The following is a 23,553-nucleotide window of genomic DNA, read 5'->3' as shown; positions in this document are numbered from 1 at the left end:
CCCGAATCCCGCCCCGCCGGCGTTTGAGGAGCGGGGGTCCGGGGGCCGGCCCCCGTGCGGCGGCGCCGCAGAAGACAACGGGCCGGACCGCCCGGTCCGGGGCGAATCCAGCCCCGCCGGCAATTGAGGCGCGGGGGCCCGGGGCGGTCCCGGAGCGGCTGGCGGCGGGCTCCGGGGACGCGAGAGGGCCCCCGGTTGCCTGGTGGCGGCCGGGGGCCCTCTTGTGCGCGTGCAGCCGGGTTACGGGGCCTGCGTGGCCCTCGCCTCGCGGCGGTTGTGGCGGAACGTGTTCGCGCGACGGGTCGTCGCGAACAGCGGGATCGTCGCCGCCAGAGCGATCTGCAGCGCGCAGCCGGTCTGCAGCAGCAGCCCACCGCCCGGTGCGTCGAACGCCCACGCCGCCAGCAGACCCATCGCCCCGACGATCCAGCTGAGCATCGCCACCGCGAGGACACCCCGCGGCTTGGGGTACTCGACCCGGCTCACCATCAGCCACGCCACCCCGATGATCGCCAGGAGCGTCGGGATGAACGGCAGCTCCAGCAGCACGATCGAGACGACCGTCAGCGCGCCGAAGGGGCTCGGCATGCCCTGGAACATGCCGTCCTTCATCGTCACGCAGCTGAATCTCGCCAGACGCAGCACCACGGCCAGCAGCACCACGATCGCGGCCAGCGCCGACATCTTCTGCACCGCGTCCACGGCGACCATGCCGTAGACGAGCACGAAGTAGGCGGGAGCCAGGCCGAAGCTGATCAGGTCGGACAGGTTGTCCAGCTCCGCACCCATCGGCGAGCTGCGCAGCTTGCGGGCCACGATGCCGTCGAAGAGGTCGAAGACCGCGGCGAGCAGCATCAGTATCACTGCCGTCGCGGCGCTGCTGCGGGCCATGCCCGTCTCACCGCTGCCGGTGAGGTGCGGGATGAGGATTCCGGTGGTGGTGAAGTACACCGCCATGAATCCGCACGTCGCGTTGCCGAGGGTGAGGGTGTCCGCTATCGACAGCCGCAGCGAGAGCGGCATGTCGTCCTCGGCGGACTCCTCCTCGGACGCCTCGGGCACCCAGCCGGTGGCAGGGGTCTCAGGGTCAGTCACGGTCAATTCGGGTCACCCCCGCGGTGGTGGCCTGTCCGACCTCGACCGCGACCTCGACGCCCTCGGGGAGGTAGATGTCGACGCGCGAGCCGAAGCGGATCAGACCGATGCGTTCGCCCTGCTCCACCTTGGAGCCGGCCGGCAGGTACGGAACGATGCGGCGCGCGACGGCGCCGGCGATCTGCACCATCTCGATGTCGCCGAGCTCGGTGTCGAAGTGCCAGACAACGCGCTCGTTGTTCTCGCTCTCCTTGTTGAACGCCGGAACGAATCCGCCGGGGATGTGCTCCACGGACGTCACCGTGCCCGCGAGGGGCGCGCGGTTGACGTGGACGTTCAGCGGGCTCATGAAGATCGCGACCCGGGTCCGCCCGTCCTTCCACGGCATGATGCTCTGCACCACACCGTCGGCGGGCGAGATGACCCGGCCCTGCGTGATCTCACGCTCGGGGTCGCGGAAGAACCACAGCATGCCCGCCGCGAGCGCGGTGGTGGGCACGGCTACCGCCGCCCAGCGTCCGGACTTGCGGGCCCGGGTGAGGCTGAGAGCGGCGGTGGCGACGGTCGGCAGAAGCCACGGCGATGCTCCGCGCGCGAGGCGTCCACCGAGGAGGCCGACGCGAGGTGCAGAGGTTTGGCTGTGGGGCATGGATGACCTTCGTAGCGGGTGATGCCGCGCCGCAAACAGGGGGACGGGACGGCGGCTTTACTGGAATGCTATCGGTTGCACGCAACAACTGGGCAAGCCAGAAGCCGAGTCGATGACCGCAGGCCAGTGACTGGTAGTGACTCTTTTGCGGAAAATCGCTGGATGATTCCCCGCAAAAGGGACTTTCAGCCCTGGAGTCGGTACTCCTCGAGCAGGCGTCGCCCGATGATCATTTTCTGGATCTCGGCGGTACCTTCACCGATCAGCAGCATCGGTGCCTCCCGGTAGAGACGCTCGATCTCGTACTCCTTCGAGAAGCCGTAGCCACCGTGGATACGGAACGCGTCCTCCACCACCTCCTTGCAGTACTCGGAGGCGAGGTACTTCGCCATCCCTGCTTCGAGGTCGTTTCGTTCCCCGGAGTCCTTTTTGCGTGCTGCATTGACCATCATCGCATGGGCGGCTTCGACCTTGGTAGCCATCTCGGCGAGCTTGAACTGGATCGCCTGGTGCTCGGCGATCGCCTTGCCGAAAGTGTGACGTTGCTGGGCATACGAGACACCCAGCTCGAACGCACGCTGTGCGACGCCGCAGCCACGGGCCGCCACGTTGACGCGGCCGACCTCGACCCCGTCCATCATTTGGTAAAACCCTCGGCCGGTCTGGCCGCCCAGTACCCGATTGGCCGGAATGCGCAGTCCGTCCATGATGAGCTCGGTCGTGTCGACGCCCTTGTAGCCCATCTTGTCGATCTTGCCGGGGATGGTCAGGCCGGGACGCACCTCACCGAAGCCGGCCTCCTTCTCCACGAGGAAGGTCGTCATCGACTTGTGGGGCGCGGTGCCCTCGGGGTGTCCTTCGTCACTGCGCACCAGAACGGCCACCAGCGTGGAGGTGCCACCGTTCGTCAGCCACATCTTCTGGCCGTTCAGGACGTACTCGTCGCCGTCCTTGACCGCCTTGGACGTGATGGCCGACACATCGGAGCCCAGCCCCGGCTCGGACATCGAGAACGCGCCGCGGACCTCGCCCAGCGCCATCCGCGGAAGGAAGTACTCCTTCTGCTCCTGGGTGCCGTGCTGCTTGAGCATGTACGCCACGATGAAGTGCGTGTTGATGATGCCCGAGACGGACATCCAGCCGCGCGCGATCTCCTCGACGCACAGCGCGTAGGTGAGCAGCGACTCACCCAGGCCGCCGTACTCCTCCGGGATCATCAGGCCGAAGAGGCCGAGTTCCTTGAGGCCGTCGACGATCTGCTGCGGGTACTCGTCCCGGTGCTCCAGCTCGGTCGCGACCGGGATGATCTCCTTGTCGACGAACTCCCGGACGGTCTTGAGGATGTCCCTCTGGTCGTCCGTCAGGCCGGCGGTCTGGGCAAGTCGGCTCATGGTTCTACTTCCCCTGTTCCTTCAGCGTGGGGCGGCCGGGCTGCTCGCCGCCGCGCTCCTTGATGTACGTCTCGGTCGGGACCATCACCTTGCGCCGGAAGACGCAGACGAGGGTGCCGTCCTGCTTGTAGCCCTTGGTCTCGACGTAGACGATGCCGCGGTCGTTCTTCGACTTCGACGGGGTCTTGTCGAGGACCGTGGTCTCGCCGTAGATGGTGTCGCCGTGGAAGGTCGGCGCCACGTGGCGCAGCGACTCGATCTCCAGGTTGGCGATCGCCTTGCCCGAGACGTCCGGCACGGACATGCCCAGCAGCAGCGAGTAGATGTAGTTGCCCACGACGACGTTCTTGCCGAAGTCGGTCGTGTTCTCCGCGTAGTTGCTGTCCATGTGGAGCGGGTGGTGGTTCATGGTCAGCAGGCAGAAGAGGTGGTCGTCGTACTCGGTGACCGTCTTTCCGGGCCAGTGCTTGTAGACCGCCCCGACCTCGAACTCTTCGTAGGTGCGTCCGAACTGCATGCTGCTCAGGCCTCCGGGATCTCGAACTTGGTGGTGCGCTGCATGCCCGCGGCGCGGCCCTTGCCGGAGATGACCAGGGCCATCTTGCGGCTGGCCTCGTCGATCATCTCGTCGCCGAGCATCGCCGAGCCCTTCTTGCCGCCCGCCTCGGAGGTGCACCAGTCGTAGGCGTCGAGGATCAGCTCGGCGTGGTCGTAGTCCTCCTGCGAGGGGGAGAAGACCTCGTTGGCCGCGTCGACCTGGCCGGGGTGCAGGACCCACTTGCCGTCGAAGCCCAGGGCCGCCGCGCGCCCGGCGACCTCGCGGTAGCCGTCGACGTTCTTGATCTGCAGGAAGGGGCCGTCGATCGCCTGGAGGTCGTGCATGCGGGCCGCCATCAGGATCCGCATCAGGATGTAGTGGTAGGCGTCCGCGCCGTAGCCGGGCGGCTGCATGCCCACGACCAGCGACTTCATGTTGATCGAGGCCATGAAGTCGGCCGGCCCGAAGATGATGGTCTCCAGCCGCGGCGAGGCGGCGGCGATCGCGTCGACGTTGACCAGGCCCTTGGCGTTCTCGATCTGCGCCTCGATGCCGATCTTGCCGACCTCGAAGCCCATGGTCTTCTCGATCTGCGTCAGCAGGAGGTCGAGCGCCACGACCTGCTGGGCGTCCTGGACCTTCGGCAGCATGATGCAGTCGAGGTTCTGGCCGGCGCCCTCGACGACGGTGATCACGTCGCGGTACGTCCAGTGCGTGGTCCAGTCGTTGACGCGCACCACGCGGGTCTTGCCGGTCCAGTCGCCGTTGTTCAGCGCGTCCACGATGGTGTGGCGGGCGCCTTCCTTGGCGAGCGGGGCACAGGCGTCCTCGAGGTCGAGGAAGACCTGGTCGGCCGGCAGGCCCTGGGCCTTCTCCAGGAACCGGGGGTTGGAACCCGGCACCGCGAGGCAGGAGCGGCGCGGCCGCAGCCGGTTGACCGGGGAAGAGGGCGTGGTCATGCGGGGACCTCCGTGCTTGCAGCTGTGATGTTGGTGTCCGCGTCGTCCGCGGATTCGGCGTCGCCGAGCGGGTGGAGCTTGTTCGCCTTGCGGATCTCGTCGACGATACGGCCGATGATCTCCGTGATGCCGAAGTCCTTCGGGGTGAATACGGCGGCCACCCCGGCCGCCTTGAGCGCCACGGCGTCGGCATTCGGAATGATGCCGCCGAGGACGACGGGGATGTCACCCGCCCCCGCCGCGCGCAGCCGTTCCAGCACGTCGGGGACGAGCGCGCTGTGCGAGCCGGACAGGATGGACAGTCCCACGCAGTGCACGTCCTCGGCCAGCGCCGCCGAGGAGATCTCCTCGGGCGTCAGCCGGATGCCCTGGTAGACCACCTCGAAACCGGCGTCGCGGGCCCGTACGGCGATCTGCTCGGCGCCGTTGGAGTGCCCGTCCAGGCCGGGCTTGCCGACCAGCAGCCGCAGCCGGCCGGAGCCGAGCTCGTCGGCGGTGCGGGAGACCTTCGCGCGGACGAGGGCCATGGGGGTCCCCTCCTCGGCGGTCACGGCCACCGGGGCCGACGAGACCCCGGTCGGCGCCCGGAACTCGCCGAACACCTCGCGCAGGGCGCTGGACCACTCGCCGGTCGTGACGCCCGCGCGGGCGCACTCCAGGGTGGCCTCCATCAGGTTCTCGTCCCCGGCGGCGGCTTCCTTGAGCCGGTCCAGGGCCTGCATGACCGTGGGGAAGACGAACGGGTCGCCGTTGCCCTGCCGGTCCGAGGACTCCTGGCGCTCGGCCCGCCAGCGGCCGATCCGCTCCACGGTCAGCGCCTCGACGGCGGAGTCCACCGTCATGATGGCGCCGTCCAGGTCGGAGGTGAGCGGGTTCTCCTCGGTCTGCTGGAAGCAGTTGACACCGACGATCTTGTCCTCGCCGGCCTCGATCCGGGCCCGCCGCTCGGCGTGCGAGGCGACCAGCTCGCCCTTGAGGTACCCGGACTCGACGGCGGCCATCGCGCCGCCCATCTCCTGGATCCGGTCGATCTCGGCCAGGCACTCGGCCACCAGGGACTCGACCTTGGCCTCGATCACGTGCGAGCCCGCGAAGATGTCCTCGTACTCCAGCAGATCGCTCTCGTGGGCCAGGACCTGCTGGATGCGCAGCGACCACTGCTGGTCCCAGGGCCGGGGCAGGCCCAGCGCCTCGTTCCAGGCCGGCAGCTGCACGGCGCGGGCGCGGGCGTCCTTGGAGAGGGTGACCGCGAGCATCTCCAGGACGATGCGCTGGACGTTGTTCTCCGGCTGCGCCTCGGTCAGGCCGAGCGAGTTGACCTGGACGCCGTAGCGGAAGCGGCGCTGCTTGTCGTTCTCGATGCCGTAGCGCTCACGGGTGACCTTGTCCCAGATGCGGCCGAAGGCGCGCATCTTGCACATCTCCTCGATGAAGCGGACGCCCGCGTTCACGAAGAAGGAGATGCGCGCGACGACCTCGCCGAAGCGCTCCTCGGGCACCTGGCCCGAGTCGCGCACCGAGTCCAGGACGGCGATGGCCGTGGCCATCGCGTAGGAGATCTCCTGGACCGGCGTGGCACCGGCCTCCTGCAGGTGGTAGCTGCAGATGTTGATCGGGTTCCACTTCGGGATGTGGTTGACCGTGTACGCGATCATGTCCGTCGTCAGCCGGAGCGAGGGCCCGGGCGGGAAGACGTGCGTCCCGCGCGAGAGGTACTCCTTGACGATGTCGTTCTGGGTGGTGCCCTGGAGCTGGGAGATGTCCGCCCCCTGCTCCTCGGCGGCCACCTGGTAGAGCGCCAGCAGCCACATGGCGGTGGCGTTGATCGTCATCGAGGTGTTCATCTGTTCCAGGGGGATGTCCTGGAACAGCCGCCGCATGTCGCCCAGATGGGAGACCGGGACCCCGACCCGGCCCACCTCGCCGCGGGCGAGGATGTGGTCGGGGTCGTAGCCGGTCTGCGTCGGCAGGTCGAACGCGACCGACAGGCCGGTCTGGCCCTTGGCGAGGTTGCGGCGGTACAGCTCGTTGGACGCCTCGGCCGTGGAGTGGCCGGCGTACGTCCGCATGAGCCACGGACGGTCCTTCTGGCGCTCTGTCATCTCAGGCTGTCCCTTTGGCCTTTGGGCGTCTCAGACGTTGCGGAAGCGGTTGATCGCCTCGAGGTGCGTGGCGCGCATCTCGTGGTCGCGGATGCCCAGGCCCTCCTCGGGGGCCAGCGCGAGGACGCCGACCTTGCCCTGGTGGAGGTTGCGGTGGACGTCGTAGGCGGCCTGGCCGGTCTCCTCGAGGGAGTAGACCTTCGACAGGGTCGGGTGGATCTTGCCCTTGGCGACCAGGCGGTTGGCCTCCCAGGCCTCGCGGTAGTTCGCGAAGTGCGAGCCGATGATCCGCTTGAGCGACATCCACAGGTAGCGGTTGTCGTACTCGTGCATGTAGCCCGAGGTCGAGGCGCAGGTGGTGATGGTGCCGCCCTTGCGGGTGACGTAGACCGAGGCGCCGAAGGTTTCGCGGCCCGGGTGCTCGAAGACGATGTCGATGTCCTCGCCGCCGGTGAGCTCGCGGATGCGCTTGCCGAAGCGCTTCCACTCCTTCGGGTCCTGGGTGTGCTCGTCCTTCCAGAACTTGTAGCCCTCGGCGTTGCGGTCGATGATCGAGGTCGCGCCCATCGCCCGGCAGATGTCCGCCTTCTGCTCGCTGGAGACCACGCAGATCGGGTTGGCGCCGCCGGCCAGTGCGAACTGGGTCGCGTAGGAGCCGAGGCCGCCGCTCGCGCCCCAGATCAGGACGTTGTCGCCCTGCTTCATGCCGGCGCCGTTGCGGGAGACCAGCTGGCGGTAGGCGGTGGAGTTGACCAGGCCGGGGGAGGCGGCCTCCTCCCAGCTGAGGTGGTCCGGCTTCGGCATGAGCTGGTTGGACTTGACGAGGGCGATCTCCGCCAGGCCGCCGAAGTTGGTCTCGAAGCCCCAGATGCGCTGCTCGGGGTCGAGCATCGTGTCGTTGTGGCCGTCCGAGGACTCCAGCTCGACGGAGAGGCAGTGTGCGACGACCTCGTCGCCGGGCTTCCAGGCGTTGACGCCGGGGCCGGTGCGCAGCACGACGCCCGCGAGGTCGGAGCCGATGACGTGGTACGGGAGGTCGTGGCGCTTGGTGAGCTCCGAGAGGCGCCCGTAGCGCTCCAGGAAGCTGAAGGTGGACACCGGCTCGAAGATCGAGGTCCACACGGAGTTGTAGTTGACCGAGGAGGCCATCACGGCCACCAGGGCCTCGCCCGGGCCGAGTTCCGGCACCGGGACCTGGTCCAGGTGCAGGGACTTGCGCGGGTCCTTCTCGCGGGTGGTGAGCCCGGCGAACATCTCCGCCTCGTCCTTGTGCACGGTGATCGCGCGGTACGAGTCGGGGAGCGGCAGGGCCGCGAAGTCGGCGGCCGTAGCGCTCTGCGACTGGATCGCGTCCAGGATGTCCTTCACGGTGTTGCCTCCGGCCGGTGCGCTGATGAGGGTGCGCTGAGGGAAACGGGTTGCGTGGAGCGGTGAAGCGATGTGTGTGGGTGCCGTCGATTCGGCTGAGGTGCTGCTGCGCGTTGCCTGTGGTGGGGCGGTGCGGGGTGCCTGGTGACGCAGGCGTCCGGGGCGCGTTCCGTGCCGAGTGGGCTGGACCGCGGGGACATCCGGACGAGATTCAACGTATGGCACCCCGTGTCACCCGGCAAGGCACCGCGTGCCAAAACTTTCTCTCATTTGCCGATTGACCTGCACCGATGAGCGATGATCGATCAGAGTTACCTGCGAGTAGGGGCAAGCCGGACAAACGAAAGCGGCCGCCCCCGGAACGGGAGCGGCCGCTGTGACGCGAGCGACACACGCATCGCGCGCGAGCGGTACGTGAGCCGCACGCGAGCTGTGTCGCGTACTACTGCTTGTTTCTGAGTGCTTCCTCGATGGTCCGCATGACCTCGTCCAGCGGAGCGTCCGTACGGGCCACCGCCACCAGTACCTCGCCCTGCGCCCGGACCGAGGCCACGGGCGCGGCCGGGACCGCAGGCGCCGAGCTGAGCGTGCGCCCCGCGCCGATCCCGCTGCCGAAGGTCTTGCGCACGATCGAGAAGGCGTGGTCGAGCTGCGCCTCCACGTCGCCCTTGCCGCCCGCCCGCAGCCAGCGCCGCAGCACGTGGTTGTGGGCCGTGACCACCGCCGAGGCCGCGACCTCCGCCAGCAGCGGATCGTCGTTGCCGTCGTGGTGGTCGGTCTCGTCGAAGTGGGCCAGCAGGTAGCGGGTGAACAGCCGCTCGTAGCGGGCGACCGAGGCGATCTCCCGCTCCCGCAGCGCCGGCACCTCGCGGGTGAGCCGGTAGCGCTCCACCGACACCGCCGGCGAGGCGGCGTACATCTTCATGACTTCCTTGATCCCCCGGCACACCGTGTCGAGCGGGTGCTCGTGCGCCGGGGCCACGTCGAGGACGGCCTCGGCGCGGGTCAGGGTGTCGTCGTGGTCCGGGAAGATCGCCTCTTCCTTGGACCTGAAGTGCCGGAAGAAGGTCCTGCGCGCCACGCCGGCCACCGAGGCGATCTCGTCGACCGTCGTCGCCTCGTACCCCTTGGTCGCGAACAGCTCCATCGCGGCCGCCGCCAGCTCGCGGCGCATCTTGAGCCGCTGCGCGGCCGCCTTGGTGCCGGCCGGGCTCTCCGGGGCGTCGGAGGCCGAGGAGGCACGGGGCGAGGTCTTGGCGGGCTGGGACATAGAGCGAAAGTACTTCATTTGTACGGGAGAGCGCTCCCGAGGGGGGTGGGACGGGGATGGATGCGGGGGAGAGCCCGCACTGGGCTCGGAAGGTACGGCCTGCCGTGAGGGTCCGGCAGACCCGAGCAGCCCTCCCCACGCATCCGGCTCGTGTGCCTGCCGCCGCTTACCGGCGGGGGGCGTACTCACGGAATCCGCGGCCGGTCTTCCGGCCCAGGCAGCCCGCCGCCACCAGGTGCTCGAGCAGCGGGGACGGGGCCAGGCCCGGGTCGCGGAACTCCTTGTGCAGGACCTGCTCGATGGCCAGCGACACGTCCAGGCCGACCACGTCCAGGAGCTCGAAGGGCCCCATCGGGTAGCCGCCGCCCAGCTTCATGGCCGCGTCGATGTCGTCGATGCCGGCGTAGTGCTGCTCGACCATCTTGATCGCGTTGTTGAGGTACGGGAACAGCAGCGCGTTCACGATGAAGCCGGCCCGGTCGCCGCAGTCCACCGCGTGCTTGCGGACCTGGCCGCAGACCCCGCGGACCGTGGCGTGCACGTCGTCGGCGGTCAGCACGGTGCGGACCACCTCGACGAGCTTCATCGCCGGGGCCGGGTTGAAGAAGTGCATGCCGATCACGTCCTCGGGCCGCGCGGTGGCGCGGGCGATCGCGATCACCGGCAGCGAGGAGGTCGTGGTGGCCAGCACCGCGCCGGGCTTGCAGACCTTGTCCAGCGACTGGAACAGGTCCTGCTTGACCGCCAGGTCCTCGGCGACGGCCTCCACGGCCAGGTCCACCTCGGAGAAGGCGTCCAGCGAACCCGCCGGGGTGATCCGGCCCATGGTGGCCGCGGCCGCCTCGGCCGTCAGCCGGCCCCGGTCCACGGCGCGGTTCAGGGACTTGCCGATCGCGGCCTTGGCCGCGTCCGCCTTCTCCTGGCTGCGGGCCGCGAGCACGACCGGGAAACCGGCCTGCGCGAAGACCTGCGCGATACCGCTGGCCATGGTGCCCGAGCCGGCCACGCCGACCGAGTTCACCGGACGGCTCGCCCGGACCAGGTCCCCGTCCGGCGGAGTCTGCAGGTCACGGACGACGACCTGGCTGCCCGGGGCCTCGTACGTGTAGAACCCGCGCCCGGACTTCTGCCCGGTCAGGCCCGCCTCGGCGAGGTGGCCGAGGATCGGGGCCGGGGCGTGCAGCCGGTCGCCGGACGCCGTGTACATGGCCTCCAGGACGGTGCGGGCGGTGTCCACGCCGATCAGGTCGAGCAGCGCGAGCGGGCCCATCGGCAGACCGCAGCCCAGCTTCATCGCCGCGTCGATGTCCTCGCGGGAGGCGTACTTCGCCTCGTACATGGCGGCGGCCTGGTTGAGGTAGCCGAAGAGCAGGCCGTCGGCGACGAAGCCCGGGCGGTCGCCGACCGCGACGGGCTCCTTGCCGAGCTCGCGGGCCAGCGTCGTGACCGCCTCGACGGCCGGCGGGGCCGTCAGCACGCTGGAGACGATCTCGACCAGCTTCATCGCAGAGACCGGGTTGAAGAAGTGCAGGCCGACCACGCGCTCCGGGCGCCGCGACTCGGCGGCCATCCGCGTCACCGACAGGGCGTTGGTGCCCGTGGCCAGGATCGCGGTGGGACGGACGATCGCGTCGAGCTCGCGGAAGATCCGCTGCTTGAGCTCGTAGGACTCGGGGACCACCTCGATGACGAGGTCGGCGTCGGCGGCCGCGCTCAGCTCGGAGAAGGTGCGGAACCGGGCGAGCACGCCCTCGCGCTCCTGCTCGGTGAGCAGCTCCTTGGCGACGGAGCGGGCGGTGGCCGCCGCGAGGGACGCGGTGGCCCGGCGGGCGGCGGCCTCGCTGACGTCGATGCCGACGACCTCGCGGCCGGCCCGGGCGAGGAGCTCGGCGATGCCGGTGCCCATCGTGCCGAGGCCCACGACCGCGATGGTCTGCAGGGCGGGCTTGGAAGAGGGGGAGGACTGACTGGACGTGGACGGAAGGTCCATCGCGGGACTCCAGTGGAAGAGGGTGACGACTGAGGGGGCGCGCGGCGCACGGCGCGCGCGGATGCCGAACGGAAAGCCGTGCGGAGAAGCCCTGGCCGGGGATCCCGAGAGGAAGGTGTCCAAGGGGAACGGCCCGTGGGGCGGAAGCGGCGGAGCCCTGTCCCGGGGTCACGCCGTGAGGTGGTGCTGGGTCGTGCAGAACCGACTGGTACGAGGTGGCTGCGTCACCAGGCCGCCCTCGTACGTGTTGTAGGGACAGTAACCCGCTGGTAACCGGTCCGCCAGGGTGCGCAGATGTGACGTGCGCCGCTCAAATGTACCGATCATCGATCATCGATCAACCGGGTCTCCCGAGGGGCCGTCACCCGAGTCCGGGAAGCCCGCGTGCCGGACCCCGCGGGCCCCTAAGGTGGCCGCGTGAACGACGTGTTGGAGCGCCTGCGGGCGGAGGCCGGGCAGACGCCGGGCGACGGGGCGCGGTACGAGGAACTGCTCGCGGCGGACGCGGACGGCCTGGCTGCCTCCCTGACCTCCGCCGGGCTGCCGCTGTGGGCCCGCGAACTGGCGGCGTACCGGCTGGGGCTGGCCGGCGACCGGCGCGCCTTCGAATCGCTGGTCCTGCTGCTCAACCACCGGGACCCGCCGCGCTGCGAGGCCGCCGCGCGGGCGCTGGCCGTCCTCGGGGACCCGCGCACCGCCCGGGCGGCGGCGGCCCTGGCGACGAACGAACTGCGCACCGCCTACGCCCTGCACCCGGTCCGGCTGCTGGCGGCGCTGCGCGCACCGGAGTCCGTACCGGCGCTGATCCGCACGCTGGCGCGGCTGCTCGCGCCGAACGACCCGTACTGGCGCGTGGCCCTGGCCTGCGTGGAGGGGCTGGGCGCGCTGGCCGACCAGCGCGCCCGCGAGGTGCTGACCCTCGCCCAGTCGCACCCCCGGCTCGCGGTGGCGGCGACCGCGGCCCTGCGGGGCCTGGAACTCAGCTAGTGCCGCGTCGGGCAACGTTCGCCCCGTCGCGACGCCCGGCACGCACTCTCGCCGCACCGGCCGAAAGCCCGAGTACGTCCAGTACGAGCGCTTCCGGCCGGCACGCCGAGAGCACGCACCGGGCGCCGCTCCTTTACGGGCAAACGTTGCCCGACGCGGCACTAGCGAACCCGGTCTTGAACCCGGTTCCGAACCCGGCCGCGGAGCCGGTCCTGAACCCGGTCCCGCTCTCGGACTCCGCCCCGGCGCCGGTTCCGCCCCCGGTCCGCTCCGGGACGATCGCGAAGGCCTCGATCTCCATGAGCAGTTCGGGCCGGAACAGCGCAGAGACCTGGACCGCCGAGGAGGCCGGGAGGCGGTCCGGGGCGATCACCTCGTCGCGGGCGGCGCGGACGGCGGGGAGGTGGGCGACGTCCGTGACGAAGTACGTCAGCTTCACGACGTCCTCGAAGGACGCCCCGGCCGCCGCCAGGCACCGGCCCAGGTTCTCGAACACCTGCCGGGCCTGGGCGTCGGCGTCGCCCTCGCCGACCAGCTCGCCCTTCTCGTCGAAGGCGCACTGCCCGGACACGGCGACGAACCGGCCGGTGCCCCAGACGACGTGGTTGTAGCCGGTGCCGGGGGCTACGCCCTCGGGTGCGGCGATGCGGGTGAGGTGGCCGTCCTGCGAAGTGGTCATGGGCACGATCTTGCCCGCTGGGGCCGGGTTGGCCAAGGCCGGGGAAGGGCGGGCCCGTCCGGGGTCCGCCCGACCCGGAGGCACGTGTCCGGCTAGCCGCGGAAGCCGAGCAGGCCGTGCAGCGCCGCGCCGCCCGCCGACGGCGGGACCGCCCGGGTCGCCGGGATCGGCGTCGGCGAAGCCTGCGCGGGGCAGACGGCGTCCGCGGCCTTGCCCGTCAGCAGGTACGAACCGAGCTTCTCGTCCAGGCACTTGTTGCCGCTGAGCGAGATGCCGTGGTTGCCGCCGCCCTCCTCGACCACCAGCGCCGAGCCCGCAAGCTTGCGCCGCATGCTCACCGCGCCCTCGTACGGGGTCGCCGCGTCCTCCGTGGCCTGGAAGAGGAGCGCCTGCGGCAGGGCGGTGTTGGTGACGTCCGGGGCCTGCAGCGGCTCGGCCGGCCAGAACGCGCACGGGGCGTTGTACCAGGCGTTGTTCCAGGTCATGAAGGGTGCCTTGGCGTGCGTGCGCCACATGTCGGCCCGCCACCGGTTCCAGTCCTTCGGCCACGCCGAGTCCCGGCACTGCACGGCCGTGTACACGCTGTAGCTGTTGCCCGCCGAGGGCTCCACCGCGCCGAACTTCTCGTACGCGGCGACCAGCGGCTTCGGGTCGCCCTCCACCGCGTACGCGGAGAAGGCCGCGGCGAGGTGGGGCCAGTAGCCGTTGTAGTAGCCGCCCGGCATGAAGGTGTCCTCCAGCTCGGCCGCGCCCACCTTGGCGCCCGCCGGGCTCTCGCGCAGCGCGGAGCGCATCTCGTACCAGCGGGCCTCGACCACCGCCGGGTCGGTGCCGAGGTGGTACGTGGAGTCGTACCGGGCCACCCACGCCAGGAAGGCCTTGTGGCGGGCGTCGAAGGCCTGGTCCTGGGCGAGGTTGTCCTCGTACCAGACCCCGGCCGGGTCCACGACGGAGTCCAGCACCAGGCGGTGCACCCGGTCGGGGTGGAGCTTGGCGTAGACCGCGCCCAGGTAGGTCCCGTACGAGTAGCCGAAGTAGCTCAGCTTGTCCGCGCGCAGGGCGGCGCGCAGCACCTCGATGTCGCGGGCCGCCGAAACCGTGCCGATGTACGGGAGGACGTCCGCGTGCTTGCTCTGGCAGGACTCGGCGAAGGACTTCACCCGCTCCAGGTTGGCGCGCTCGGTCTCCTCGTCGAGGGGCACGGAGTCGGGCCGTACGGGGGTGAAGTGGCCCGCGCCGCAGTCCAGGACGGGCTCGCTCTTGCCGACGCCGCGCGGATCGAAGCCGATCACGTCGAACTGGCCGGCGACCTCCTTGGGCAGCGCGGCGGCGATGTGCCCGGCCAGGGCGCGGCCGCTGCCGCCGGGCCCGCCGGGATTGACCAGCAGCGGGCCCTGGGAGCGGGCGGCCGTGTGGGGGACCCGGGTCAGGGCGAGGGAGATCTGCCGGCCGGCGGGGGCGTCGTGGTCGAGCGGGACCGCGAGGGAGGCGCACTGGAGCGTCGGGTAGCGGGGGGTCGCGCAGCCGGTCCACTTCAGTGGTGCGGGCGCCGGCACGGGCGCGGCCGGGGCGGCGGCCGTGACCGGCACAGCGAACGCGGAGGCGGCGACGGTGGAGAGCGCCAGCAGGACGGCGGCGCGCTTCTTCGGGGTACCGCGCTTGTTCATCGGGCCGCGCTTGTTCAGCGGATGCAGCATGGGGCCTCCCAGCCGAGGGTTCTGGGCGGAATCGTCCCGGAACCCGCACCCGGAAAGCGGGATTGGACCGCTCATTGGCCCGATGTGATGACCTTTCACCCGGCCGTGCGGGCCGCGCGGGTGATCAGAGCAGGCTCAGCTGGGCCGGCCCGGCGGGCGCGGGATCGGCCGGCCGCTCGGGCACGAGGGTCCGCCGGGCCGCGCCGCGCCCGCCGGGACCGATGCCGAATTCGGTGGCGAGCTCGTGGACTTGGCGGGTGATCGCGCGCTGGTACCAGGTGGGCGCGTACGAGCCGCCCGCGTACATCCGTTCGTACCGTTCGACCAGGTGCGGGTGGTGCGCGCCCAGCCAGGCCGTGAACCACTCGCGCGCCCCGGGCCGCAGATGGAGTACCAGGGGTGTCACGGAGGTCGCGCCCGACTCGGCGATCGCCCGGACGGTGGCCCGCAGCTGCTCCGGGGAGTCCCCGAGGAAGGGCACCACCGGGGCCATCAGCACCCCGCACTCGATGCCGGCGTCGGTGAGCGTGCGCACGGCCTGCAGCCGGGCGGCGGGGGAGGGGGTGCCGGGCTCGACGGTCCGCCACAGGGCGGTGTCGGTGAAGCCGACGGAGACGGAGATCCCGACGTCGGCGACGGCCGCGGCCTCCTGGAGGAGGGGCAGGTCGCGCAGGATCAAGGTGCCCTTGGTGAGGATCGAGAACGGGTTGGCGCGCTCGCGCAGCGCCTCGATGATCCCGGGCATGAGGCGGTAGCGGCCCTCGGCGCGCTGGTAGCAGTCGACGTTGGTGCCCATCGCGACGTGCGCGCCGGTCCAGCGGCGGGAGGCGAGCTCGCGGCGCAGGAGTTCGGGGGCGTTGGTCTTGACGACGATCTGGGAGTCGAAGCCGATGCCGGTGTCGAGGTCGAGATAGCTGTGCGTCTTGCGGGCGAAGCAGTAGACGCAGGCGTGGCTGCAGCCCCGGTACGGGTTCACGGTCCACTCGAACGGCATGCGGGAGGCTCCGGGGACCCGGTTGAGGATCGAACGGGCGCGGACCTCGTGGAAGGTGATCCCCCGGAACTCGGGGGTGTCGAAGGTCCGGGTGACGACGGCGTCGGCGCCGAAGAGCGCGGCGGGGCCGGTGGTGGCCTTCGCGTCGTTCCCGGTCAGATTGTCCCAGCGCATGGTGCGGCTCCCTCGGTAGCTCGCCCCGAGAATAGAACAAACGTTCCCATGATCGTGCGGACCCCGATATTCGCTGGTCGGCGGGGTGCGGGAGTGCGAGGCTGCGCCCCATGGCGGGATACAGACACACGGTGTGCCTCCCGGGCGAGGCCCGGGACCGGCTCGAAGAAGCGGTAGCCGAGGCGATGGCGCCCTTCTGGCTGGACCGGGACGCTGACATCTCCCAGGACCTGCGGATCTGGGACAGCTGGCGGATCCAGGGCGGTGCGGACAGGGCCGGCTACCGCATCCGGCCGGGTCACGAGGAGGACCCCCGGATCGTCCACGACCACCCGCGCTGGGACGGCACCCGCGAGGACAGCGAGCCCGGCTGGTGCGCGGGCGGCCCGCGAGGGCTGCTCGTGGTGCGCGGGCGCTCCGAACGGACCGCGGAACTGGCCGGGGCCGCCTGGGACCGGTGGCAGGAGCTGCTCCGGGGGCATCCGCCGGTCCGGCCGTGGGAGGACTTCCACCCGGACCGGACACGCGTGGAGCGGTCCGGCTACGACGCCGCGTGGAGCGCGGCCCATGAGGAATACCTGGCACAGACACCGGCCGCAGCCTTCCGGCAGTGGGCCGCCGAACTGCCCGCCGATCCGGCCGACGACGGGTTCGACTCCTTCCTGCGCGGCATCGAAGACCCCAGCCGAACCTTCCGCACCCACCGCGAGCGGGAGTGGTTCGTCTCGTACGGCGCCGCTTGGGCCTCCCCGTGCGGGAACGTCCTGACCCTTGACGGCTGGTGGTGCGAGCAGGGCTACGCCCCCCTGCACGGCGCGTGCGGAGACCCTGAGACCTGCACCCACACCCCGCCCCCTCTGGGGGGTCCCGGCGGGGCGGCGGCCTATCTCGCCGGGCTGCCGGACGACACCCTGCTCGTATACGTCCGCTGTCACGTCTGACCCGGATTTGGGCGCCCGCCCCGGAGGTGGTTGGCTTGCGGCGACGACGGACACAACTGCTGGAGGACAGCCATGGCGCAGGTCGAGGCCACCACGGAGCGCATCATCACGGCGGACGCGGAGACCGTGTTCGACGCGCTGGCCGACTACACCGGGACCCGGGGCAAGCTGCTGCCCGAGCACTACAGCGAGTACGAGGTGCGCGAGGGCGGCGACGGCGAGGGCACGCTGGTCCACTGGAAGCTCCAGGCCACCAGCAAGCGCGTCCGCGACTGCCTGCTCGAGGTCACCGAGCCCACCGACGGCCAGCTCGTGGAGAAGGACCGCAACTCCTCCATGGTCACCACCTGGACGGTCACCCCGGCCGGCGAGGGCAAGTCCAAGGCCGTCGTCACCACCGTGTGGAACGGCGCCGGCGGCATCGGCGGGTTCTTCGAGCGCACCTTCGCGCCCAAGGGCCTGGCCCGCATCTACGACACCTTCCTCGCCAACCTGGCCGCCGAAGTCGAGGGCTGAGCAAGGATGTTGCCGGTGAGGCCGGGGGACAGGCCTCACCGGATCGGGTGAACTGAGCGACCCGGGGGGGCCGATGTTGCAACAGGGCGGGCTGTACTACCCGTACATCCACTTCCGTGACGAGAACTGGCTGAAGGCCGCCGCGCTGTACTGGCCGAGCCTGGGCCGGGTGGTCCCGGACGGGTATCCCGTCATGGACTCGCCGACGGTCACCCGGCTCCGCGAGGGACTGCCGCGCTTCGTCCACGACGTGGACCCGACCGTGGCGGCGCGGGCCGTGGCCGACGAGTTCATCGAGGTGCTGAGCAGGGGCGCCGGGGTCCTGGACCGGCTGCGGAACGCGCACGCGAACTTCGAGGAGTTCGGGGTCCCGCTCAACATGGGAAACATGAACGGGCGTCCCCAGTTCGCCGGCAACTGGATCGACCGCCCGACGGCCGTGTCCCGCGACCCGGTTCCGGGCCGGCGGGACAGGGACGGCCTGGCCGGCGTCTACCACGCCGAGGTCGACCCCCTACTGTCCGAGGCCCTGCTCGACAACCGGCTCGCCCTCACCGCCCGCTCCGCGCACTTCCGCGAGGTGGCCGACGCCGGGTTCCTCGCCATGTCCCCGGAGCTCGCCTGGGTGTACAAGTGCGCGCTCACCGAAGAGCTCGCGCGCCTCGGCGGCTACGCGCCTACCACCGACCACACCGCCTCGCACACCGCCGCGCAGGGCTGGGACTCCGAGCGCATCGCCCGGGTGCTGCTCGACCCCTACCCCGACCTCGGCCCCGACCTCGGCCTCCGGCCGCCGGAGGCCGTGGACGGCGGCCTCACCGATGCCGTGGGGATGCTCGCCGTGCGCATCGTGCTCCCCGCCGACCTGGGCGGCGTCGACATCGAGAAGATCATCGAGCTGCGCACGACGCACGAGGCGGCCTTCGACCGCTTCGGACAAGCCGTCACGGACACGGCCGAGGCCCTCAAGGCCGACCTCGTGGACGTCCGGCTGCCGCAGGCCGCCCGCCGCTACGTCGAGGACGAGGTCGACCGGCGGTTCCGGATCCCGCTCGCGGAACTGGAGGAGGCGGTGCGCTCCCTGAACGGCGACACGGTCCAGAGCGCGCTCAACGTCTCCTTCGCCCTGCCGGCCCTCCTCGGCTTCGGGGTCGGGCAGATCTCCGGCAACCCGGTGGTCACCACCGGAGTCGGCGCGGCCTTCGGTGTCGCCGGGGTCGTGCGCGGCGCGCGCCAGCAGAAGCGGGCCGCGCTGGCCGCCTCCCCGGCCGCGTACCTGCTGTCCGTCAGGCGCGAGCTGAACCCCGAGCAACTGCTCGGGCGGATCGTGCGGCGCGTGCGCGGCCGGGCCTGAGGCGGGGCGCGGCGGGGCCGCCGGGCGGGGCCCCGCCCGGCGGGGCCCGCCACGGCTCCTCCGGGCGTGGTCACGTGCCTCATCTCCCCGGGACCGCTTAGGGTGGGCCCCCAGCGCTACCGACCGCCCGGGGGCCCGATGAAGATCCTCATCTCCGCCGACATGGAAGGCGCCACCGGCGTCACCTGGCCCGCCGACGTGCTGCCCGGAACGCCGCAGTGGGAACGCTGCCGGACGCTGTTCACCTCCGACGTGAACGCCGCCGTACTCGGCTTCTACGACGGCGGGGCAGAGCAAGTACTCGTCAACGAAGCCCACTGGACCATGCGCAACCTGCTCCTGGAGCGGCTCGACGTGCGCGCCGAGATGCTCACCGGCCGCCACAAGTCCCTCTCCATGGTCGAGGGCGTCCAGCACGGCGACGTCGACGGCATCGCCTTCGTCGGCTACCACACGGGCGCCGGCGCGGAGGGCGTGCTGGCCCACACCTACCTCGCCAACTCCATCACCGGGGTCTGGCTCAACGGGATCCGCGCCAGCGAAGGAGTGCTCAACGCGCACGTCGTCGCCGAGTACGGGGTCCCGGTCGTGCTCGTCACCGGAGACGACCTGACCTGCGCCGACGCCGCCGGATACGCCCCGGACGCGTTGACCGTCGCCGTCAAGGACCACGTCTCGCGCTACGCCGCCGTCTGCCGCACTCCCGCCCGTACGGCCGCCGACATCAGGGCCGCCGCCAAGGCCGCCGCGTCCCTGGCGGTCCGTCACGAACCGGTGAGCGGCGGTCCGTTCACGGTGGAGGTGGAGTTCGACGCCGAGCACCTGGCGATGGCCGCCACGGTGGTGCCCGGGGTCGCGCGTTCCGGCGAGCGCAAGGTCGCGTACACCAGCGGGACCATGTACGAGGGGATCCGGACCTTCAAGGCGGTCACGACGATCGTCTCGGCAGCGGTGGAGGAGCAGTATGGCTGACATGTCCGACCCCAATCCCGGCTCGGTGCTGGAGTCCCCGGTCGACGCGGTCGACACGGTCGCGCTCGACGAGGCCGTCGAGTTCACCTCCGGCCTCATCCGGATCGACACCACCAACCGGGGCGGCGGCGACTGCCGGGAGCGCCCGGCCGCCGAGTACGTCGCCGAGCGGCTGGCGGCCATCGGCCTGGAGCCGGCGCTGCTGGAACGCACCCCGGGCCGCACCAACGTGGTGGCCCGGATCGAGGGCAGCGACCCGGGCGCCCCCGCCCTCCTGGTCCACGGCCACCTCGACGTGGTCCCGGCCGAGGCCTCCGAGTGGAGCGTCGACCCCTTCTCGGGCGAGGTTCGCGACGGGGTGGTCTGGGGCCGCGGAGCCGTGGACATGAAGAACATGGACGCGATGGTGCTGGCCGTCGTACGGGCCTGGGCGCGGGCCGGCGTGAAGCCCCGGCGGGACATCGTGATCGCCTACACCGCCGACGAGGAGGACAGCGCGATCGACGGATCGGGCTTCCTCGCCGACCGGCACGCGCACCTCTTCGAGGGCTGTACCGAGGGCATCAGCGAATCCGGGGCCTTCACCGTGCACACCGGACCCGGCCGGACCCTCTACCCCATCGCCGCCGGTGAACGCGGCACGGCCTGGCTGAAGCTGACCGCGACCGGTACCGCCGGGCACGGCTCCAAGCCCAACCGGGCCAACGCGGTCAGCCGGCTCGCCGCCGCCGTGGCCCGCATCGGCGAGTACGAATGGCCGGTCCGCCTCACCGAGACCGTCACCGCCTGCATCACCGAACTCGCCGCCCTCCAGGGCCTGTCGGTGGATCCCCGGGCCCCCGGCTTCGACCTCGACGGCGTCCTCGGCGGACTCGGACCGGCCGCCGCCCTCGTCGAGGCCACCGTCCGCAACAGCGCCAACCCCACCATGCTCAGCGCCGGTTACAAGCTCAACGTGATTCCCGGCAGCGCCACCGCCTACGTGGACGGCCGGATGCTGCCCGGCGGCGAGGAGGAGTTCGCCGCCACCCTCGACGCACTCACCGGCCCCCACGTGCACTGGGAGTTCCACCACCGGGAGGTCGCCCTCGAAGCCCCCGTGCACGGGCGCACGTTCGCGATCCTGCGCGACTGCGTCGAGGAGTTCGACCCCGAAGGGCACGTGGTCCCCTTCTGCATGGCCGGCGGCACCGACGCCAAGCAGTTCTCCCGCCTCGGCGTCACCGGCTACGGCTTCTCCCCGCTCAAGCTGCCGCCCGGCTTCGACTACTGGTCCCTCTTCCACGGCGTGGACGAGCGGGTCCCCGTCGACGCCCTGCACTTCGGTGTCCGGGTCCTCGACCGCGCGCTGCGCACCCTCTGATGGAACTGCGCACGGCCCCCTACGGGAGCTGGCCCTCGCCCATCGACGCGGCCCTCGCGGCCGGCCTCGACGGACGCCCCGAGTACGTCGGCACGGTCGGCTCCGAGGTGTGGTGGACCGAGCCCCGGCCGGCCGAGGGAGGCCGCCGCACCCTGGTCCGCAAGGCCGCCGCCGACGGCCCCGCCGTCAGCGTGCTGCCGGCTCCGTGGAACGTGCGCAGCCGGGTCACCGAGTACGGGGGGCTGCCCTGGGCGGGAGCCGAACTCCCCGGCGGCGGACCGCTGGTGGTGTTCGTCCACTTCGCCGACCAGCGGCTGTACGCGTACGAGCCGGACGCGCCGGGCAGTCCCGGGCCGCGCGCGCTGACCCCCGTCTCGGCGGTCGGCGGCGGGCTGCGCTGGGCGGACCCGGTACTGCGCGGCGGTGAAGTCTGGTGCGTGCTGGAGGAGTTCACCGGTTCCGCGCCGACCGACGTGCGCCGGGTGCTGGCCGCCGTACCGCTGGACGGTTCGGCCGCCGAGAACCGTTCCCTCGTACGGGAGCTGACGGACGACCGGCACCGGTTCAGTACCGGGCCCCGGCTCTCCCCGGACGGGCGGCAAGCGGCCTGGCTGGTGTGGGACCACCCCCGGATGCCCTGGGACGGCACCGAGCTCCGGCTCGCCGAGGTCACGCCGGACGGCCGGCTCGGGCGGCCCCGCACCGTCCTCGGCGGCGAGGACGAGGCCGTCGCGCAGGTCGAGTGGGCCGCCGACGGAACCCTCCTCGCGGTGAGCGACCGGGGCGGCTGGTGGAACCCGTACCGGGTGGACCCGGCGACCGGCTGGGCCGTCAACCTCTGCCCCCGGGACGAGGAGTTCGGCGGGCCGCTCTGGAAGCCCGGGCTGCGCTGGATCGCCGCGCTCCCGGCGGACGTCACCCCGGCCGGGGGCCGCCCGGCACCCGGCGGAGGGGCCGTCGCCGTCCTGCACGGCCTGGGCTCCTGCGTGCTCGGCGTGCTCGACCCGGAGAGCGGGGACCTGGTGGACGCCGCCGGGCCGTGGACGGCCTGGCAGCCCACCCTCGCCGTCAGCGGCACCCGGGTCTACGGGGTCGCGGCCAGCCCGCGCAGCGGGTACGAGGTGGTCGAGCTGGACACCGCCACCGGGCACGCCCGCGCGATCGGCGGCGCGGGCCCGCCGGAGGAGCAGCAGGTGGACCCGGCGTACTACCCGGAACCGCAGAGCCGGACCTTCCCCGGCCCGGGCGGCCGGGAGATCCACGCCCACGTCTACCCGCCGCACCATCCCGTCCTGCGGGCCCGGGCGGACGAGCTGCCCCCGTACGTGGTGTGGGCGCACGGCGGTCCCACCGACCACGTGCCGCCCGTACTCGACCTGAACATCGCCTACTTCACCTCGCGGGGCATCGGCGTGGTCGAGGTCAACTACGGGGGCTCCACCGGCTACGGGCGCGCCTACCGGGAGCGGCTGCGCGAGCAGTGGGGCGTGGTCGACGTCGAGGACTGCGCGGCCGTGGCCCGGGCCCTGGCCGCCGAGGGCACCGCCGACCCGGACCGGCTCGCGATCCGGGGCGGCAGCGCGGGCGGCTGGACGGCGGCGGCCTCGCTGGCCACCACCGGCCTGTACGCGTGCGCGGCGATCATCTACCCGGTACTGGACCTGCTCGGCTTCGCCGGGGAGACCCACGACCTGGAGTCCCGCTACCTCGACGGCCTCGCCGGGCCCCCGCAGACCCTGGCGCTGCGCAACCGGGAACGCTCCCCGGTGGCCCTGGCGGAGCGGATCACCGCGCCGTTCGTCCTGCTGCAGGGCCTGGACGACCCGGTCTGCCCGCCCGCGCAGGCACGGCGACTGCTGGACGCGATGCGCGGGCGGTCCGTCCCGCACGCCTACGTGGCCTTCGAGGGCGAGGGCCACGGGTTCCGGCGCGCGGAGACGATGGTCCGGGCGCTGGAGGCGGAACTGTCGCTGTACGCGCAGGTGTTCGGCATCGACCGGACGGACGTGCCACGGCTGGCCCTGGAGCCGTGACGCAGGGCCCGGGCGGGATCCCCGGCCTGCGCGCGTTCCGGGCCCGCGGTCTCCCGGGCCCGTTCGTGACCCCGCTCAGGCCGGGTGCGTACGCAGCGGGCGGGTCCGCTCGCCGGTGCGCAGCCAGACCCGCAGCGGGCCGACCGGCCGGAAGCCGTGGCGGACGGCGGTGTCCAGGTCGCTGCCGGACTCGTAGCCGACCACGCCGAGCCCCGGCCACAGCCCGGCGATCGCGGCGAGGGCGCCGCTCCACGCGGAGTCGTCCGGCGTGGCCTCGGCGGTGAACACGTTGGAGAGGCCGACGACGGAGCCCGTGAGGTTGGCGACGGCCCCGGCGGCGATCCGCCCGGCGGCGTCCCGGCCGGCGAGGAAGGCGATCTCCTCGGTGAGCAGGGCCGGACGGAACAGGCCGGTGCTCTCCTCGCCGCTCCAGGCCGCCTCCCAGGCCTCCAGCTCGTCGGCCGAGGCGATCCGGCTCCAG

General features: G+C 71.7%; 18 protein-coding genes and 2 pseudogenes. 7 read left to right on the top strand and 13 right to left on the bottom strand.

What is annotated here, in order from left to right:
* Positions 1–240: 240 nt before the first annotated feature.
* From pssA to ACWGDE_RS17215, 9 genes are all read right to left on the bottom strand, one after another.
* A complete protein-coding gene (gene pssA, locus ACWGDE_RS17255) occupies positions 241–1,062 on the bottom strand; it encodes a CDP-diacylglycerol--serine O-phosphatidyltransferase (RefSeq protein WP_453389823.1) in 822 nt (273 codons plus the stop codon).
* 25 nt (positions 1,063–1,087) lie between these two features.
* Positions 1,088–1,744 (bottom strand): phosphatidylserine decarboxylase, encoded by a 657-nt coding sequence (locus ACWGDE_RS17250; RefSeq protein WP_214950626.1) that lies wholly within the window; start codon positions 1,742–1,744, stop codon positions 1,088–1,090.
* A 185-nt stretch (positions 1,745–1,929) separates the two neighbouring features.
* Complete coding sequence (locus tag ACWGDE_RS17245; RefSeq protein ID WP_254381044.1) at positions 1,930–3,135, bottom strand: acyl-CoA dehydrogenase family protein; 1,206 nt, start codon at positions 3,133–3,135, stop codon at positions 1,930–1,932.
* A 4-nt stretch (positions 3,136–3,139) separates the two neighbouring features.
* Complete coding sequence (locus ACWGDE_RS17240; RefSeq protein WP_030010163.1) at positions 3,140–3,652, bottom strand: MaoC family dehydratase; 513 nt, start codon at positions 3,650–3,652, stop codon at positions 3,140–3,142.
* A 5-nt stretch (positions 3,653–3,657) separates the two neighbouring features.
* A complete protein-coding gene (locus ACWGDE_RS17235) occupies positions 3,658–4,632 on the bottom strand; it encodes an HpcH/HpaI aldolase/citrate lyase family protein (RefSeq protein ID WP_266903377.1) in 975 nt (324 codons plus the stop codon).
* The gene (locus tag ACWGDE_RS17230) at positions 4,629–6,734 is read right to left on the bottom strand and encodes a protein meaA (protein WP_453389821.1); all 2,106 of its coding nucleotides are present in this window, start codon (positions 6,732–6,734) and stop codon (positions 4,629–4,631) included. The genes ACWGDE_RS17235 and ACWGDE_RS17230 overlap by 4 nt, the downstream gene beginning before the upstream one ends.
* 30 nt (positions 6,735–6,764) lie before the next feature.
* Positions 6,765–8,102 carry a crotonyl-CoA carboxylase/reductase gene (gene ccrA, locus ACWGDE_RS17225; RefSeq protein ID WP_453389820.1) on the bottom strand — a complete coding sequence of 446 codons (1,338 nt, stop codon included), beginning with the start codon at positions 8,100–8,102 and terminating at the stop codon, positions 6,765–6,767.
* Positions 8,103–8,544: 442 nt separating this feature from the next.
* A complete protein-coding gene (locus ACWGDE_RS17220; RefSeq protein ID WP_453389819.1) occupies positions 8,545–9,372 on the bottom strand; it encodes a TetR family transcriptional regulator in 828 nt (275 codons plus the stop codon).
* 166 nt (positions 9,373–9,538) lie between these two features.
* A complete protein-coding gene (locus tag ACWGDE_RS17215; RefSeq protein WP_453389818.1) occupies positions 9,539–11,362 on the bottom strand; it encodes a 3-hydroxyacyl-CoA dehydrogenase family protein in 1,824 nt (607 codons plus the stop codon).
* A gap of 417 nt (positions 11,363–11,779) precedes the next feature.
* Here ACWGDE_RS17215 and ACWGDE_RS17210 point away from each other — a divergent pair, with 417 nt between their 5' ends.
* Positions 11,780–12,349: a HEAT repeat domain-containing protein gene (locus ACWGDE_RS17210; protein ID WP_453389817.1), complete on the top strand. Its 570-nt coding sequence runs from the start codon at positions 11,780–11,782 to the stop codon at positions 12,347–12,349.
* Positions 12,350–12,617: 268 nt separating this feature from the next.
* Here the strand turns inward: ACWGDE_RS17210 and ACWGDE_RS17205 are convergent.
* From ACWGDE_RS17205 to ACWGDE_RS17195, 3 genes and pseudogenes are all read right to left on the bottom strand, one after another.
* Positions 12,618–13,028: pseudogene (locus ACWGDE_RS17205) on the bottom strand (RidA family protein); the annotation flags it as partial.
* A gap of 92 nt (positions 13,029–13,120) precedes the next feature.
* The gene (locus tag ACWGDE_RS17200) at positions 13,121–14,695 is read right to left on the bottom strand and encodes an alpha/beta hydrolase (RefSeq protein WP_453389822.1); all 1,575 of its coding nucleotides are present in this window, start codon (positions 14,693–14,695) and stop codon (positions 13,121–13,123) included.
* A 154-nt stretch (positions 14,696–14,849) separates the two neighbouring features.
* The gene (locus ACWGDE_RS17195) at positions 14,850–15,893 is read right to left on the bottom strand and encodes an Rv2578c family radical SAM protein (protein ID WP_453389816.1); all 1,044 of its coding nucleotides are present in this window, start codon (positions 15,891–15,893) and stop codon (positions 14,850–14,852) included.
* A gap of 110 nt (positions 15,894–16,003) precedes the next feature.
* Here ACWGDE_RS17195 and ACWGDE_RS17190 point away from each other — a divergent pair, with 110 nt between their 5' ends.
* The 6 genes from ACWGDE_RS17190 (at position 16,004) to ACWGDE_RS17165 (ending at position 23,072) form a co-directional block, all read left to right on the top strand.
* The gene (locus tag ACWGDE_RS17190) at positions 16,004–16,834 is read left to right on the top strand and encodes a hypothetical protein (RefSeq protein ID WP_453389815.1); all 831 of its coding nucleotides are present in this window, start codon (positions 16,004–16,006) and stop codon (positions 16,832–16,834) included.
* A 72-nt stretch (positions 16,835–16,906) separates the two neighbouring features.
* Complete coding sequence (locus tag ACWGDE_RS17185) at positions 16,907–17,350, top strand: SRPBCC family protein (protein ID WP_453389814.1); 444 nt, start codon at positions 16,907–16,909, stop codon at positions 17,348–17,350.
* A 73-nt stretch (positions 17,351–17,423) separates the two neighbouring features.
* Positions 17,424–18,704 (top strand): DUF6236 family protein, encoded by a 1,281-nt coding sequence (locus ACWGDE_RS17180; protein WP_453389813.1) that lies wholly within the window; start codon positions 17,424–17,426, stop codon positions 18,702–18,704.
* A 138-nt stretch (positions 18,705–18,842) separates the two neighbouring features.
* Positions 18,843–19,676 carry a M55 family metallopeptidase gene (locus tag ACWGDE_RS17175; RefSeq protein ID WP_453389812.1) on the top strand — a complete coding sequence of 278 codons (834 nt, stop codon included), beginning with the start codon at positions 18,843–18,845 and terminating at the stop codon, positions 19,674–19,676.
* Positions 19,669–21,039, top strand: a complete 1,371-nt coding sequence (locus tag ACWGDE_RS17170; protein WP_453389811.1) for a M20/M25/M40 family metallo-hydrolase — start codon at positions 19,669–19,671, stop codon at positions 21,037–21,039. Before ACWGDE_RS17175 ends, ACWGDE_RS17170 begins: the two co-directional genes overlap by 8 nt.
* Complete coding sequence (locus ACWGDE_RS17165; RefSeq protein WP_453389810.1) at positions 21,039–23,072, top strand: prolyl oligopeptidase family serine peptidase; 2,034 nt, start codon at positions 21,039–21,041, stop codon at positions 23,070–23,072. Before ACWGDE_RS17170 ends, ACWGDE_RS17165 begins: the two co-directional genes overlap by 1 nt.
* Before the next feature lie 75 nt (positions 23,073–23,147).
* Here ACWGDE_RS17165 and ACWGDE_RS17160 read toward each other — a convergent pair.
* Positions 23,148–23,553, bottom strand: a pseudogene (locus ACWGDE_RS17160) (hypothetical protein); the annotation flags it as partial.

The sequence above is a fragment of the Streptomyces sp. NPDC054956 genome (genome assembly GCF_053609185.1).
The sequence above is the reverse complement of the archived record's forward strand: the minus strand, read 5'-3'. Positions and strand labels throughout refer to the sequence as shown.